This is a genomic window from Oscillibacter sp., assembly GCF_032060045.1.
GTDB lineage: Bacteria > Bacillota > Clostridia > Oscillospirales > Oscillospiraceae > Oscillibacter.
Genome location: NZ_DAMBZJ010000047.1, coordinates 1 through 15,051, shown reverse-complemented (window position 1 = coordinate 15,051; position 15,051 = coordinate 1). Strand labels below are relative to the sequence as shown.

At 56.0% G+C, this 15,051-nt stretch carries 16 protein-coding genes; 1 reads left to right on the top strand and 15 read right to left on the bottom strand.

The annotated features are described in order from the left end of the window. Window positions 1-51: 51 nt before the first annotated feature. The 15 genes from RT018_RS14375 to RT018_RS14305 all read right to left on the bottom strand — a co-directional run bounded on the left by RT018_RS14375 (window position 52) and on the right by RT018_RS14305 (window position 14,109). Window positions 52-975: a hypothetical protein gene (locus RT018_RS14375; protein ID WP_312943009.1), complete on the bottom strand. Its 924-nt coding sequence runs from the start codon at window positions 973-975 to the stop codon at window positions 52-54. Between the two features lie 46 nt (window positions 976-1,021). Continuing rightward, complete coding sequence (locus tag RT018_RS14370; protein WP_312943007.1) at window positions 1,022-2,185, bottom strand: serine/threonine protein phosphatase; 1,164 nt, start codon at window positions 2,183-2,185, stop codon at window positions 1,022-1,024. Between the two features lie 19 nt (window positions 2,186-2,204). Beyond that, a complete protein-coding gene (locus tag RT018_RS14365) occupies window positions 2,205-3,449 on the bottom strand; it encodes a PBSX family phage terminase large subunit (RefSeq protein WP_312943006.1) in 1,245 nt (414 codons plus the stop codon). Then, window positions 3,427-3,897, bottom strand: coding sequence for a hypothetical protein (locus tag RT018_RS14360; RefSeq protein WP_312943005.1), 471 nt, complete (start codon window positions 3,895-3,897; stop codon window positions 3,427-3,429). The genes RT018_RS14365 and RT018_RS14360 overlap by 23 nt, the downstream gene beginning before the upstream one ends. 186 nt (window positions 3,898-4,083) lie before the next feature. Continuing rightward, a complete protein-coding gene (locus RT018_RS14355) occupies window positions 4,084-6,033 on the bottom strand; it encodes a proton-conducting transporter membrane subunit (RefSeq protein WP_312943004.1) in 1,950 nt (649 codons plus the stop codon). A gap of 16 nt (window positions 6,034-6,049) precedes the next feature. Further along, window positions 6,050-7,534, bottom strand: a complete 1,485-nt coding sequence (locus RT018_RS14350; RefSeq protein ID WP_312943003.1) for a proton-conducting transporter membrane subunit — start codon at window positions 7,532-7,534, stop codon at window positions 6,050-6,052. Window positions 7,535-7,562: 28 nt separating this feature from the next. Then, on the bottom strand, window positions 7,563-9,008 hold the full coding sequence (locus tag RT018_RS14345) for a proton-conducting transporter membrane subunit (protein ID WP_312943002.1): 1,446 nt from the start codon (window positions 9,006-9,008) through the stop codon (window positions 7,563-7,565). Between the two features lie 49 nt (window positions 9,009-9,057). After that, on the bottom strand, window positions 9,058-10,572 hold the full coding sequence (locus RT018_RS14340; RefSeq protein WP_312943001.1) for a proton-conducting transporter membrane subunit: 1,515 nt from the start codon (window positions 10,570-10,572) through the stop codon (window positions 9,058-9,060). Then, window positions 10,572-10,946 (bottom strand): sodium:proton antiporter, encoded by a 375-nt coding sequence (locus tag RT018_RS14335; RefSeq protein WP_312942999.1) that lies wholly within the window; start codon window positions 10,944-10,946, stop codon window positions 10,572-10,574. The genes RT018_RS14340 and RT018_RS14335 overlap by 1 nt, the downstream gene beginning before the upstream one ends. Beyond that, the gene (gene mbhE / locus RT018_RS14330; protein WP_312942998.1) at window positions 10,946-11,830 is read right to left on the bottom strand and encodes a hydrogen gas-evolving membrane-bound hydrogenase subunit E; all 885 of its coding nucleotides are present in this window, start codon (window positions 11,828-11,830) and stop codon (window positions 10,946-10,948) included. Before mbhE ends, RT018_RS14335 begins: the two co-directional genes overlap by 1 nt. Next, a complete protein-coding gene (locus RT018_RS14325) occupies window positions 11,823-12,074 on the bottom strand; it encodes a hydrogenase subunit MbhD domain-containing protein (protein WP_312942997.1) in 252 nt (83 codons plus the stop codon). The genes mbhE and RT018_RS14325 overlap by 8 nt, the downstream gene beginning before the upstream one ends. Further along, window positions 12,071-12,394, bottom strand: coding sequence for a monovalent cation/H(+) antiporter subunit G (mnhG, locus tag RT018_RS14320; RefSeq protein WP_312942996.1), 324 nt, complete (start codon window positions 12,392-12,394; stop codon window positions 12,071-12,073). Before mnhG ends, RT018_RS14325 begins: the two co-directional genes overlap by 4 nt. Continuing rightward, complete coding sequence (locus tag RT018_RS14315; RefSeq protein ID WP_312942994.1) at window positions 12,384-12,716, bottom strand: monovalent cation/H+ antiporter complex subunit F; 333 nt, start codon at window positions 12,714-12,716, stop codon at window positions 12,384-12,386. The genes mnhG and RT018_RS14315 overlap by 11 nt, the downstream gene beginning before the upstream one ends. Continuing rightward, window positions 12,713-13,177 carry a Na+/H+ antiporter subunit E gene (locus tag RT018_RS14310; protein WP_312942992.1) on the bottom strand — a complete coding sequence of 155 codons (465 nt, stop codon included), beginning with the start codon at window positions 13,175-13,177 and terminating at the stop codon, window positions 12,713-12,715. Before RT018_RS14310 ends, RT018_RS14315 begins: the two co-directional genes overlap by 4 nt. Window positions 13,178-13,215: 38 nt before the next feature. Further along, complete coding sequence (locus tag RT018_RS14305) at window positions 13,216-14,109, bottom strand: LysR family transcriptional regulator (protein ID WP_312942990.1); 894 nt, start codon at window positions 14,107-14,109, stop codon at window positions 13,216-13,218. A gap of 289 nt (window positions 14,110-14,398) precedes the next feature. Between RT018_RS14305 and RT018_RS14300 the strand changes: the two genes are divergently transcribed. After that, the coding region (locus RT018_RS14300) for a LysM peptidoglycan-binding domain-containing protein (protein ID WP_312942988.1) at window positions 14,399-15,051 on the top strand (653 nt) is incomplete at its 3' end.

Genomic DNA, 15,051 nt, shown 5'->3' with positions numbered 1-15,051 from the left:
TCGTCGCGGCCATCGCTTCCCAGCCCTTTCCCTTATCCAGGGGGGATTGCGTCACACCCGAAACAGCTCCCCGTCTTCCCGCTCCGCGCTCCGGTCCGCCCGGCGAAGCTGCACGGAAAACACTTTTTCAGCCCTGGCCTCATAAGCTTTTTTCAGCTCCAGCAGCTCTGCCTCATCCAGCTTGTCCGCGATGGACTGAAACACCGACCCGTCCAAAGCTTCGTTGCTCACCAGCGCCAGCCGTACTACCTCCCGGCGCAGCCCGGAAAGATAATTCCGCCCCAGCTCCGCCTGCTTGCGCAGCGCGTCCCAGGCTTCCCGGAATTCCTTCCGCTGTCCCACATATTGCTCCAACTCCGCGCCCGACTGACCGCCGAAGCGCTTCATTACGCCCGCCTCTCTCTGGGCAGGAACCGCCACAAAAGACCACTCATAGGCATCTTTCGGCTCCCGCAGTTCCACGTAACACAGCTTCCCGCCATAGTTCTGCCCCTTCTGGTGTCGGCAGCTCCCGCTCTCCTCGCCGCACACAGAGCAAACGCTTCGTCCCACCGCGCACCCAACGGATACCTCCTTTTTGATGCCTCCCTCAATTTCGGCAATCAAATCCGCATTTTTTTCCGTCTTCATTAGATAGGCCCACGCCTTGAGATAGCAGTATCCGTCTCCCGCCGCCGTGCTGCGTCCCGCTTCATGCACCAACTCCGTCCGATAAATTCGGGCCGTCTGCCCCAGCGCGGACCATTGATGGTCAAACACGCCACTTTTCCCCACGAACAAATCTCCCAGTATGTTTAGTGCCGCCTCATCAAACCGCTCGAAATCCCGATCCACCTCGTTGTCACACAGCCGCACCGCAAAGGTGTATACCTGCTCCGCCGTCAGTGTTCCCTTGGAAAAGCGGTTAATCAGCCCCATGTCGTCCTCTCCGGCCGCCCACCGCTCCGCCGTTCCCGCATCCTTTCGCACGTCCATTTCCTCGCCCCTCTCTACTTATTATGAAAACGCAACCTCCGCCGCATCACACCTTTTTTTCTGCTGCGTCGTTCTCGATTCTCAGCTTCCGAGCCTGCTCCAGATACAGCGATGCCCGTGCGTCTTCCACCTCGTCCTGCAAATTCACGTCCTCCCAAACGGTCTCAAAGCCACACCCATATCCGTGCATCCGCAGCCATAAACTGCAAATTCGCTCCACGGCGGGATTTAGCGTCCGCCGAATGGCGGCAACTTCGGTGGTTAGCATATCGGCCTGCTGGGCACTCATTCGCTCGGTGGAATTCCAGCTCAGTCCCAGCATAAACGGAGGAATCCCCGTCTTGGCCACGATCTGCTCCAAAATCTGACGCACTGGCACATTGCTGTCTAAAATCTGCTCGTCGGCGCCGATGGCCTTAATTTCAACGTCGCCAACCGCCACAAAATCACGCACACGCCCATTTTTCGCGTCCTGCATGGCGGCGGACCACTCCTCCGCCAATTGTCGGCTGCGCTCTTCAGCCTGTCCCCGCCCGTCTTCTCCGGGCTTACAGGTCACGGCAAACCGCACATTGCCGCACCGTTCCCAATTGACTCCTATCGTGTGGTAAATTTTCATGAGAATATCCGTCAAAAATGGCATGGACCGCAAAAGGGATACGCCGTAGGGATGCTCCGCCTCCGGATTAAACGGGGTGAACAACAGCAGCTCCTGCCTTGGCATTGGCCCTATTTTCCCGTGCTCATCCGCTCCGCAGAGCTGAAAATCCAACGGGTTCTCTCCCTCGTAAATCTCAAGGTCCTCTGTCCGACCGCACAGCAGTGCCCCAATTTCCCGTCCGTTTCCCGTCGTCACAATTTCACCAATAGCCCGGCCACAGGTCAAAAGCGAATCCAGATAGCACTCCAAAAACGCGTTCATCCCTCGCTGTCCCCGCCCGGTGGGTACCGTCCTCAAAAACTCCCGCAGTTCCCGCTGCGCCGCAGCGTCCGTGCATGTTACATCCACGCCCCCAGTCATCCGAATCAGCTTGTAAACCGCCGCATCCACCACCGGAACACCTTCCCGGATCGCCCGATACAGCCGTAGCTCCCCGCTTCGTAAAGGCACATACCCATCCAGAACGCCAAAGGGATGCCGCTCCGCGTTTCTAAGTTGTACCACAGCTGCCGTTTTCTCCGGCGTTTGTTTCTTCTTCCCGAATCTCATTCTCGCTCCTCCCCCATTTTTACGCTTTCCGCTCCACCCACGTTGCTGCAAAGCCTCCGCCACGGCCCCCTGTCAAACTCATGGCAAAATAACGTAGGTCATCCATGGCGTGGTCGTTTTCCTTTTTGGGAGCGTCTTTCCCCCCCGGCTCCCAGCAATAGGACTCCATCTCCCTCAGGCAATCCTCGCAACTTCCACAAATCATGATTCTTCCGCTCCTCAGCGCATCTGCCGTGGTGCGAATGCCGTCCAGTACATCGTTGTTTGCCTTCTCAACGTTGTATTCTGCCTGCCGCAGCGCCGCGATAAAACTGGCCGCCGACGGGTCAACCACCACCATCTCGATCCGCCGCTTTCCCCCCAGCTTCTTCAAATCCTCCACATACTCCGCATCGGTCTTCTGCCGTCCCTCCGCCCGGGAATTGTAGTAGTATTCCTTCACCCGAAACCACACACCATCCCAGAGTCCCCACAATCCAAAAGACGCTGGGTTTGCCGTCCCGTAATCCACAGATATGCGCCATCGCTCCGGCTCTCCCTCCGGCGCGTCGCGACAAAATGTCTCCCGATCAAAGAAGTCGTACACCAGCCCCTGCGCCGCAGCCCATTCCCCCAGCACAAACCGCCGGTAGAAAATCCCGCTGTAACAACTCCGATATCGCCGCTTGACCTCCGCCGACAGCGCCGGATTGTCTTCCATGGTAAAGTGGAGATACAGCGCCCGCTTTTCCTTCGCCTTGCAAATCCACTCCCTGTAAAACCAGTGCTGCGGGCCTTCTGGGTTGCAATCCAGCCACAGCTTGCTTCCTGCAATGGAACACCGGGCGCAAGCCTGCTCCACAAAAGAGCGGGGCATCAACGCCGCCTCGTCCAGCAATACCCCCGCAAAGGTGCTCCCCTGAATCAGCGCCGCGCTGGATTCATCCTTTCCGCCAAACAGGTAAAAACAATTGTGCCGCTTCCCGCTGCGCACCTCCAGCAGATTTTCCGACCGCTTTTCAATACACTGCATTCCAAGCTTCCGTAACTCCGGCACAATCTCCCCCAGCACGTTCCTGCGCAGTGAGAGAATGGTCTTTCCGCACACGCCAAATTGCTGCCGGTCAAAGCTGCTCTGTGCCCATAGAAAAAAAGAAAGCCCCATGGAAAAGGTCTTTCCGCTGCGAACCGCCCCGTCGCAGATGATTGCGTCATACTTTTCTCCATCCGTCTGCCACCACCGAAGCGCCCGCCGCTGCTTTTCAGAGAACCGCACCGCCTCCACCCTCGGGCCCCTCCTTCTCGTCTTCGGTCTTCAGCGCCTGCAAAAACCGCTCCATGCCGTCTTCGCCGCCTTCCTCCAAAAGGCCCCACAGCGTCTCCAGCGCCTGCACCCGGTTAATGAGCTTCATCTCCGTCCCTTTGTCCGTAATTTTCAGTTCCGCAACATCGGATAAATCCAACTCTCCCGCTTCCATCAGTTCCCTGCTTGCCAGCTTGGCCGCACTGGACACTCGGCCAAATGCCATCTGCCCCAATCGCCGTAAGATGTCCTGCCGGGTGGGCAGTTCCATTTTGCGCATCCATTTCAGCCGCTCGGATACCTCGCTTTTTCGCAGCAGCGCGTAGCCGTCGACCCTTCCGATACTTTTTGCCGCCCGATTGGGGTCCATAGAGAGCAGAAATTCCCGGCAAAATCGATCCCGCTCCGCTCCCGTCAGTTTTTTCTCCATCCAATCACCTCGCTCTTCTATATCCGTCCTCCCTTTCCCCCAAATTTGCACGCCCGCGTACATCTTTAAAAATTTATAAAAAAAATCCACCCTCTCACTGCAGGGGTGGCTACGCCGCGTCAATTAAAAAAACGGGCGGGAAGCAAACCGCTTCCCGCCCGTTTTTATTCTGTTTCAGTCCGAGAACTACCCGGTAAAAAAGATATAAGTCAGCGCGCCTACCAGTCCGATTCCCGCCAGCGTCAAATCGAAGGCAAAGGTTTCGCCAATCAAAAACCGCTTGGGCCTGCGCGCGTATACGCCAAAATTTTCGTTCTTTTTGGGTACAAAGATACCAGGCGCTTTTAGATACAGCAGTTTTTCTCCCACCACTACTAAAAGATCGCCCAATCCGGCCGCCGTCCGAGCGCACATTGCCCCAAAAAACGCAAGTCCCCTCACGGCAGGACGGTAAATCAGCTCTTCCAAATCCAAGCCTCTGGGCCACCGCTCCAGATATACGGTTCCCTCCGCGGTTCGCCTGCACAGCGCCAGCCGCACAATCAGAAGATATACCGCCGCGCCGATCCCCAGAGAAATCAGAGCCCCTTGCAGATTCACCCATGAAAAATAGTGGAACATCCCGTGACTTTCCCCGGCCTTCAGAAAAACAGAGGATCGCTCTGCAATCACCTGCATGGAAACCCACGGTGTCAGCCCAAAGACCACCAGCAAACATGCCGTCAACCCGATCGCCATCCCGGTAGCCGGGGTCATGTACTCCCGGGCGCTGAATCTTTGCTTCTCCGCCCGCTTTTCAATAAAAATCGCCGCAAACAGCTTCGTCATATACGCTGCCGTCAGTCCTCCGGAAATTAAAAACAGCCACTCCACAACCCGAAAGCCCACCGCTGTGTTTCCGATGTGATCAAGGTGGTGGATGTACTCCACAATGCTCTCATGCAGCAGCGTTTTGCTGATATACCCCGAGGTTCCCGGCACGCCCACAATCGCCGCCGCACCCACAAAAAAGATCGCTTTCAGCGCAGGCGTGTTCCGTCCCCAGCCCCGCAGCTCGTTTAAATCCAGCGAGTGGGTCCCCAGATAAATCACGCCTGCCGATACAAACAGCACCAGCTTAATCAGCCCGTGATTCATCATGTGCAGCACGGTTCCCCATGCCGCCAAAACATTGTCTTCTCCCAGATACCCCTGCATGGCTACGCCGATCAGGATAAACCCGATCTGAGACATAGAAGAACAGGCCAGCGCCCTTTTTAGATTGACGGAGAATAGTGCCAACACCGCCCCCAGCATCATCGTAACAGTCCCGGATAAGAGCAGCACTCCATTCCATTCCGTGCTGAAAAAAAGCAGATACCGGGAAATTATTAAAATTCCGAAAATTCCGCTCTTGGTAAGAATTCCGCTCAACAGCGCGGAAGCCGGCGCCGGCGCCACGGGATGGGCCTTGGGAAGCCAGATGTGCAGAGGAACCATGCCCGCCTTCGCGCCAAAGCCCGTCAGGCAGAACAGTCCCGCCACCAGCAGTTCTCCCCGCCGCCCGTCCTCCAGCGCCGCCACCAGTGCAGGCAGTTCCTGAAATACCAGAGATCCCAGCAGATGATTCAGCATCAAAAGTCCCACCAGCAGAAGCATTCCCCCAAACACCGCCACCGCCAGATACGTTTGCCCGGCCCGCAGCGCATCGGGGTTTTCATTCTGTGCCACCCAGACATAGGAGGCGAAGGACATAATCTCAAAAAATATAAATAGCGTGAAAAAATCCGCCGCCAGAAACACGCCCATCAGAGCCCCCAGCGTAACCATCCATGCGCAGTAGTACCGGTTCACGCCCTCCCGTTCCGCAAAATACTCCTTGCTTGGCAGCGCCGTCATCAGCCATAAGAACGCCGCCAGAACGGCCATGGTCGTGTGGAGGCTCCCCGCCTCAAACCGCAGCCCCAGCCCACACAACTGAGGGAGTACTGCCGTTCCCGGCCCGAGCAGGAGCAGCAGCGCCGCAAAAATCTCCACCGCCGGAATAATGCGGACATACAGATTGCGGTATTCGCGCCCTCTTCTTCGCATGGGGTATACAAAATACGCCGCCAGAAACGGAAAAAACACCAAAAACAGCAGTAAAAACGAACTCATCCAGCGTCTCCCCCTTTCATAGCGTGTTCAGACCCACCGCCTGCAAAAATTCAATCAGCGGCGCAGAAAACAGCGCCAATGCCACACCCGCCGCCGCCAGCACCACCAGTGGAACGGTCATCGCCAGACCCGGGTCGTGGATTTTGGAAAGCGCCTCATGGTCCACCGCGCCTACCGGGAACCATGCCCTAACGAAAATAGTCATCATGTACAGCGTCGTCAGCAACGTGGACAAAATCAGCGCCCCGATTCCGAAATAGGCCCAAGGGTCCTCCGAAAGCACCGCCGCCGTGCAGATCATCCACTTTCCCACAAAGCCTCCCAAAGGCGGCACGCCGATCAGAGCAAAGGCTGATACGGTAAATGTCGCGAATACCACCGGCATCCGCCGCCCCAATCCCTCAAATTCATAGATATACTCCCGCCCACTCTTTTGAATAATGGACCCGGCGCAGCAAAACATGGTGATTTTCACCACCGCATGATAGACCATATGCGTCAGCGCGCCCACCAACCCCGCAGGCACCATCAGCGTCAGGGAAAAAAGAATGTAGCTCAGGTTGCTCACCGTGGAAAAAGCCAACCGCCGCTTCAGGTGGGGTGTGCGTAACGCCCGGGCTGCACCGTAGATGATGGTCAGGATCGCCGCCGTCATCACCACGTACTGGGCCCAGCTTCCCCGTAGAAAATCCGCGCCGAATCCGAAGTAAATCAACCGCAGCACCGCAAAAGCCCCCGCCTTCACCACTGCCACCGCATGGAGCAGGGCAGATACCGGCGTGGGCGCCACGGACGCGTCCGGCAGCCACGCGCCAAAGGGAAATACTGCCGCCTTTACGCCGAAGCCGAAAAACGCCAAAACGAACACTGCCCACAGCGTCGTCTCGTTCCCCGCCGCCCTTACAAGGTCCAGCACGCCGCCGTAAGTAAAGTCCAGCGTTGTTCCATAGCGCAGTAAAAACACGATGCCGATAAAGGCAAACGCCGCTCCCGACAGGGAATACACCAAGTATTTTCTCCCTGCATACCGGGCTTTCTCGTCCATAAAGTGCATCACCAGCGGCAATGTCGCCAGCGTCAGCAGCTCGTAAAACAGATACAGGGTGAGAAAATCCTCTGCAAACGCAATCCCCAGCACCACACCAAAGCTTGCAATCCAGAATCCGAAAAACCGGCTTTCGTGTCCCTCGTGGGACATGTAATCCAGACTGTACAGCGTAATCAGCGGCCATAGAGCCGATACGATGGCTCCATACACCATCGAACATCCATCAATTCGCAAAGAAATAGAGAATTCGCTGGAAAACCGCACCAGTGTGCAGGCTGGAGCCGTGTCCGCCAGCCCTGCCGCAATAATGGCGGCAAACGAAAGCCCCGCCGTCAAAAGTACAGCGCCCATAATATAGGCGTTGCGCACCTTGCGCTCTCCGGGCTGTAAAATTGTCAGCCCAATACCCAGTGCCACGGAAATCAAGATGGGCAGCGCCTGAAGCCATTGCATCCGCACGCCTCCTTTTCCTTCAGTCTAATCAGAATATCTGCGGCAGCAGTGTGGAAATCCACGCCTGCAAACCGTTTGGAAACAGTCCCAGCACCAGAACCGCAATGCTCATCACCAGCATGGGCGTCGTCATCCGCGGCCCAACCTCCCTGCGCTCCACCAGCACGTCCTGTCCCGGGAAAAAGCCGCGCACCACAATGGGCAGCAGGTATCCGGCGGTCATCAACGCCGATAATATCAACATTGCCACTCCCAGATACCCCATCGCCCGCTCTTCAAAATTCAGTGCGGCGGAGGCAAGGTACCACTTACTGATAAACCCGCTCATGGGTGGAATCCCGATAATGGAAAACGCCGCAACGGAAAAGCAGACCATGGTCCTTGGCATCCGCTTGCCGATGCCCACCAATTGATCTACATGGATGAAATTGGTGGCCACAATAATGGCGCCCGCCGCCAGAAACAGGGTATCCTTCGCCAGCGCGTGGAAGGTCATCTGCAACAGCGCACCTCGCACGCCCTCTGGAGAGAGCAGCAGCAGCCCGAACAGCACATAGGACACCTGACTCACCGTGGAATAGGCCAGCCGCTTCTTGAGAATCTTCTCCTTCAGTGCCAGCATGGACCCCGTAAACACTGTGCATAGCGTAAGACCAATCAACGCGTACTGCGCCCAGCTCCCCCGCAAAAACTCCGCGCCGAACAGGTAATACGTCACCCGGAGAATGGCCAGCACACCGCCCTTGGTAATCACACCGGATAGCACGGCGGAAGCCGGCGCCGGGGCCACGGGATGGGCCGTGGGAAGCCACGCCTGCATGGGCATCATACCCGCCTTGGCGCCAAAACCAATGGTCATCACAAAAAACACAATCAATAGCAGGGGCCTGTGGGCCGCCGCCAACGGCAGATTCAGCGCGCCGCCGCAGGTAAAGCTCTGGTTGGTCAAAAAGTGGGATAAAAAGAAATATCCCGCCAGCGCCATTCCCGCACCAAATACGGAATACCCCAGATACTTCAGCCCCGCCCGCCGCGCAGCGGGCGTACCGCCGTGCAGCACCAGTGGAGCCGTCAAAAGCGTCATCAGCTCGAAAAACATGTACAGTGTCACAAAGTTGTCCGCAAGGGCAAGCCCCATCAGTGTTCCCAGTGTCATGGTGTAAAAGCCCTGAAACTGCTGGCCCTTCCCACCGTGTCGGAGATATGGCTCGGCAAATATCGCCACCGGCAGCCAGATTGCCGAAGTCAGCACCATGAAAAACTTTCCAAGAGAGTCGCTTTGCAGCTCCAGATATAAGGACCCTTCAATAGTCATCAGCCTTAGCGACTGCTCCGGCAGCACGCACAAAATCCCCGCCGCCGCCGCCGTCAGCACGGTCAGCCACAGCGTCAGCCGGTTGCGTGTCTTCTCCTCCCTCTCCCGGAAGACGAACACGCCTCCGAATATCGGCAGCAAAATCGGTAGTAACAGCAAAGCGGTTCTCCCCTCGCAAAAAATTCGGCTCTCTTCGCCGGTCCCGCGCTCAATTCAGCCGAATGCCTGCATAAATCACATTCATCACGGGAAGGTAGACAATGCCCAAAAGGAAAATCAGGCAGATAAACAGCGCGGTCGCTGTGAAGAAAGAGCGGTCGAAGCGCGTGTCTTCCGGCTTCACGTCACGCATAACCTCCCTGATTTCCTCCCACGGGGGCCGCACCCAGATGGCCAGCGTCGCCGGCACATAGTACAGCGCGTTCAGCACCGTGGAAGCCGCGATGGTCAGCAGCACCACCGCCACATAGGGCGTCGCCAGCGCCGCTTCCGAAAGATAGAGCTTGGAAACAAACCCTCCCAGCAGGGGAATCCCGATCATGCTCAGCGCGCCCACGGTAAACCCCACTCCCGCGCCAAAATCCCGGTACGCGCTGCCCCGCAAGTTTTTCAGGGACCGGTGATGCCCGCTGACGTCGGAGAGCCGCCCAGCGCAGAGAAACAGCAGCGGCTTGCAGGCCGCGTGGACTAGCATATGAAAGCACGCCGCCGCCACGCCGAACTCCGTTCCAAGCCCCAGCCCCATAAAAATATACCCAATCTGTGCCACCGAGGAGTTGGCCAGCATCCGCTTCACGTGATATTCCCGCATGGCCGCCAGAGACCCGAAAATCATTCCCAGCATCCCTGCAACCAGCAAAATACGGGTCACGCCTACCTCGCGCATCAGTTCCAGTCCAAACACCCGCGTCATCAGCGTAATGATCAGCACTACATAGCCCTTCAGCACAATGCCCGATAAAATTGCCGAGGAAGACGAGGTGGCTCCGCCGTGTGCGTCCGGCAGCCACAGGTGAAAGGGAAACATGGCGCTCTTGATGCCAAGTCCCACCACCATCAAGCCGATGGACACAATAAGGGGCCTATGATACTGTCCCAGCTCCGCCAAAATCTCCACTGCCCTTGCCAAGGGCTCCATCAAAAGATACCCGCCAATGCTATCCAGCAGAGCAAGACCGATCAGAAATAGACCCGAGCCTAACAGGCTCATAAACAGATAGCGGATGGTGGCGATGAGATTCGGTCCCGTATCCTTTGCCATCACCATGGCGCAGGCCGCGATGGTGGTAATCTCGATAAATACATAGGCGGTAAACATGTCGTTGGTGTAAATCAGCGCTAAAACACCCGCCAGCATCAGGTCTGCCATCACAAAATACAGTCCCTGTTTCTCTGGCAGAATGTCATGCGACAAGCTCCGTCCGCCTCCCAGTAGCGACAGGCCCATCACAATGGAAAAAGCCGCCGCCAACAGCGCCTGCAACGGTCCCGCCTTAATGGCGTTTCCATAAGGCGCGGCAAACCGCCCCATGGCGTATACAAAACTCACATTTCGCGTGTACACGTAGTACAGCAGCACCACCGACAGCACGGTCGTAATTGCCGTCATGGCCAGCGCCAGTACATAGGCCCTCCGCCCGTCCCGAATCACCGAGGACAGCACGCCGCACAAAATGGCGACAAACATGCTAAAAAAGGGGAGGTTTTCATAAAAAGGGCGCATCAATCCTCCTCCTTCTTGGCTCGCTCCAGCAGCTCGGGCAGTTCAACAGTTCCATACCGCTGGTAAATGCGCTGCACCAGCGCCAGAGAAAACGCGGTCACACTGACGGATACCACGATCCCCGTCAGCACTAAGCCGCTGGGAATTGGGTTAATGTACAGCGAGGCATTGGCAGCCCCTTCCGCTATAATGGGGGCACCGTGTCCCTCGATGTACCCAAGGGATGCCAGCAACATAAAAATGGCGGAATCCATGATGCTCAGCCCGATGACTTTTTTCACCAGATTCTGCTGAAGCATCATGTTCAGAAGTCCAATTCCGAATAAAATTACCGCCACTACGGCAAAGCGGTTCTGGGCAACCAATTCCGGCATCAGATCTTCCCCCTTTGAAACATCGCATAAAATCCATAGATGGCGCAGGCCACCACTAGTCCCACCGCCAGCTCAATCACCGTCATCATCCACTCCATGTCGATGGATAGACCATTCGCCCCTGCAAAGATATACACGCCGTAGGTCAGTGTATAAGCCATCAACCCCACCACCCGCACGCCGCTGTATAAGCTGCGGGTCAGCAGTCTGCTCAGTCGCTCCGGCCCGAAGGCCACCGAATACAAAATCAGCCCTCCGCTGAGAATCGCGCCTCCGGAAAAGCCCCCTCCCGGGGACGATTCTCCGTTCAACAGCACATACGCGGCAAATAGGAAGACAAACGGGATCAGAAGCTTGGCGGACTTTTGCAGAATGTTGTCCTCATGGGCCCGTTCCGCAGCGTCCTCCCGTTTCAGCCTGAGCTGCGCCCGCTCTCCGGTGTTGTTTTTGTCCCTTTGCAGCAGAATCATCACGCTGCTCACCGCCAAAAACAAAACGCAGCTCTCTCCCAGCGTGTCAAAGCCGCGATAGCACAAAATCATGCCCGTCACGGCGTTACTGGCGCCCGTCTCCTCCACGGTATTCTCCAGATAGTGCCGAGACACTTCGTTGTTGGTGGGGTTTCCCGGCTGCCCGAAGGGCGGAATGTAAATCACTGTGGACAGTAGAATGAAAATTAGCATTATGCATAAAAGTCCTGCCGCCAGCGGGTACAGTCCCAGAAATTTTTGCAGCCGCAGTCTCTCCCGCGCCTCGTGCAGCTCGTGCGTTTCCTGTGGCCGTACCGGGCGCCGGTCCATTACATATTGGGTGGTGGGATCTCCGGCTTCCGCCTCGCCGTTCACCCATTCGGCAAACCGCTTCCATCCACCCCGCTCACTCATCCCGTGTTCCTTTCAGCGCATTGATTTTCTTCAGCGTCAAAAAGAAGAGGATCCCGCTGACGCCTGCGCCAACCGCCGCCTCCGTCATGGCCAAGTCCGGACTTTCCAGCACGCTCCACAGCACCGCCAGCATCACCGAAAAGGAGAGATATACAATGACCGACGCCAGCAGCCGCTTACAAAGCGGAACCGCCGCTGCGCAAACAATCAGTCCAACCAGCAAAATATTTTCCAATAGTGTCATCGTATCTCCACCTTACATTCAGCCTTCAGATTGGGATTGGTAACCGTCTCCACCTGTGCAATCAGGTGGCTCGCCACGGGGCTGGTAATCCACAAAAACACCAGAATCAACAGTGATTTCAAAGATGCAAGGGTGGGTACATGAAATAAAACAATACCCACCAAAATGCAGAAAATCCCCAGCGCATCTCCCACAGCGGCGGCGTGCATCCGGTTCAGCGCCCGGTCAAATCGATAAAGTCCAAGTACCGCCGTAAAAAACGTAAAGACTCCAAAGGCCAGAAATACCAGCCCCAGTCCGGTCAGTATGTCACTCCCCATGCTCAGCCGTCTCCTTTTTCTCCGGTGCGGTCTTGGTGCCCTTTTCCTTGCGCCAGTGGCGAATCAGCCCCATTCGAGCCATCACTATCACGGTCAAAAAACTTAAAAGGGCGTAAACCAGTGCCACATCCACCAAAAAGGCCTCACCCATTCGCACTGATAAAATGGCAATCACTGCCACCGCCATGGTGTTGATCATGTTCACGGCCACAATCCGGTCGGTAAACCGCGGACCAATCACCGCCCGCACCAGTGTGGCCAGCATCAGCACGGCCAGTAAAACAATCGCCGTCGTCAGTGCCGCATTTTTCACATCGGTCATACGTTTCTCTCCAGCCCTTGCAGCTTTCGTTCAAGCTCGCCGTGCTCCAACCCCTCGGCAAGAGACGTGTCCAGCGTGTGGACGCACAGCAGATTCCCCTCCTGCGACACAACAATGGTCCCCGCCGTCAGCGTAATCGCATCGCTGAGGGCCGCCCGGGCGCTCTGGTGTGTCAAATCCGTCCGAAACCAGATAAGTCTTGGCTCCATGTTTCGTCCCTTGGTGTAAATAAGCCGCATGACCACTAGTCCCGCCAAAAGCAGTTCCTTCGTCAGGTAAATTAGATATCGGATCGCACTCCCTGTTTTTTTCAAAGCCTTCCAGTCTCCCCTGGGACTGTATCCCAGCGTTTTGCAGGCCAATAGATACAGTCCTGCGGAAACAGCGCCCCCGATGATGCAGACCTCCATGTCCAGCTTCCCCGACAAAAAAATCCACAGTCCAAACAGCAGAATCAGCAAGCCGCCGCCCCCTCTCGGTTAAATTCCCCGCCATCTTATCACGGGAGTTTGTCTGCGCCCGTCCGCCCCTTCGCGTATTCCTGCACATACCTTATAAAATTCCGTGTCACGGGGGATACGGATTTCAGCTGCGGCACACCCATTCCCAGAATGCGATACTGCGGCGGGTCCAGCGACATCGCCACCGCGTCATTGCGATAGTTGCGCAAAAGCAGCTCCGGCAAGATGGCCACTCCCAGTCCCGCCGTCACCAAATTGACGATTGCATGGTCGTTGCAGGCGGAAAAGCGAATGTGAGGATAGTGCTCCAACCGGTCCAGCACATGATGTACCTCGTAGTCATAACCTGCCATAGGCATAATAAATTGCTCGTTTTTAAACGCTTCCACAGGCACAGAGTCCCCCTCTGTCAAAGGGTGTCCCGGCGGCAGCAACGCCAACATCTCGTCCTTGCAAAGGGGAAGCCAGTCAAAGGAGCGGCTCTCTCCCCCGGTGTACAGACACAAATCCGCTTCGTGGGCGTCCATCATGGCGTTGATGCGGTCGGCGCCTCCTTCAATGATCTGAATCTCCACATTGGGATAATCCTTTTGAAAAGCGCTGATGATGTTGGGGAGCCAGTAAATTGCCATGCTGGAAAAGGATGCAATCCGAATATGCCCCGTATCCGCGCCTTTGATCTTCGCAATGTTTTGTTCTAAGCTTTCGTTGGTTCTCAAGAGCTGGCGGATAATGGGCAGCAGCATTTCCCCCTCGGAGTTGGGGAGAATCCCCGATGAGGTTCGAATCATCAGGGAAAAGCCCACCTCATCTTCCAGAGACTGCATCATGTGACTGATGCCCGACTGCGTATATCCAAGCTCTTCGGACGCTTTCGACAGGCTTCCCAGCTCTACGGCACGGACGAATGCCTCGTATTTTTTTATGTTCACACGCTATGCCGCCCTTTCATGTTTCTTAGTACAAATAAGACATTCTCTAATATCCTTCATTATGTTATCGTATTTATTTTTGAAATGCAAGATTTTTTTGTGTCTGTTCATAAATCCGTTTTTCGCCTGAATTATCAGCTTGTCCGGACTTTTTTCCGGTATTTGGAATTAGTAATCTACCAGTCTGGCTTTCTCCGTGCCAAGGATTGCTGTCTTTCTTAGCTGCTCTTTTCCTCGCATATTCCCCTTCGTCCGCGCATACGCTTTCCCAACAAGGGGGAATGCTGAAATGACGATTCATGTGGTCACTGTCGATGAAACCGTTGACTCCATTGCCGCCGCTTACGGGGTCGATCCCTTTCGGCTGGCAGCGGATAACGAGGTGGGAGCCTCCGGAGCTCTGGCCGTGGGACAAACTCTGGTTGTCCGGTTTCCGGAGCTGGTCCACGCCGTCCGTCTCGGGGATACGCTGACCTCCATTGCAGCGGAATATGGCGTGAGCGTCCGAAAACTCTATCAGAACAATTGGAGTCTGGGTGGCCTTTCCGGGCTGGAGGAAGGGATGGAGCTGGTCATCTCTTATCAGGACCCACCCACTGACTCCGCCATTTTTAACGGCTATGCATACCCTTTTACTGAAACGCTTCAGTTGGATGCACAAACGCCGTACCTTACCTTTCTCACCCCTTTTACTTATGGCATCACAGCAGAGGGAGGTCTTCTCCCGCTGAATGACGACGCGTTGCTGCTCTCGGCCCGGACTCACGGGGCCCGGCCTGTGCTTCATCTTTCCTCTTACACAGAGGAGGACCAGTTCGACGCTGACCGCGCAACGCTGGTCCTCACGGACATGTCCGCACAGAACCGCCTAATTTCCGAAATAGGTGCCCTGCTTCAGGAAAAGGGTTTTACGGGAATCGACGTGGATTTCGAGTTTCTCCC

Excerpts from the sequence above, each read along its gene's own strand:
- RT018_RS14370 (WP_312943007.1), bottom strand. The coding sequence starts at position 2,185 with ATGAGATTCGGGAAGAAGAAACAAACGCCGGAGAAAACGGCAGCTGTG.
- mnhG (WP_312942996.1), bottom strand. The coding sequence starts at position 12,394 with ATGGGGAGTGACATACTGACCGGACTGGGGCTGGTATTTCTGGCCTTT.
- RT018_RS14375 (WP_312943009.1), bottom strand. The coding sequence starts at position 975 with ATGGACGTGCGAAAGGATGCGGGAACGGCGGAGCGGTGGGCGGCCGGA.
- RT018_RS14360 (WP_312943005.1), bottom strand. The coding sequence starts at position 3,897 with ATGGAGAAAAAACTGACGGGAGCGGAGCGGGATCGATTTTGCCGGGAA.
- RT018_RS14340 (WP_312943001.1), bottom strand. The coding sequence starts at position 10,572 with ATGCGCCCTTTTTATGAAAACCTCCCCTTTTTTAGCATGTTTGTCGCC.
- RT018_RS14315 (WP_312942994.1), bottom strand. The coding sequence starts at position 12,716 with ATGACCGATGTGAAAAATGCGGCACTGACGACGGCGATTGTTTTACTG.
- RT018_RS14335 (WP_312942999.1), bottom strand. The coding sequence starts at position 10,946 with ATGCCGGAATTGGTTGCCCAGAACCGCTTTGCCGTAGTGGCGGTAATT.
- RT018_RS14355 (WP_312943004.1), bottom strand. The coding sequence starts at position 6,033 with ATGAGTTCGTTTTTACTGCTGTTTTTGGTGTTTTTTCCGTTTCTGGCG.
- mbhE (WP_312942998.1), bottom strand. The coding sequence starts at position 11,830 with ATGAGTGAGCGGGGTGGATGGAAGCGGTTTGCCGAATGGGTGAACGGC.
- RT018_RS14325 (WP_312942997.1), bottom strand. The coding sequence starts at position 12,074 with ATGACACTATTGGAAAATATTTTGCTGGTTGGACTGATTGTTTGCGCA.
- RT018_RS14350 (WP_312943003.1), bottom strand. The coding sequence starts at position 7,534 with ATGCAATGGCTTCAGGCGCTGCCCATCTTGATTTCCGTGGCACTGGGT.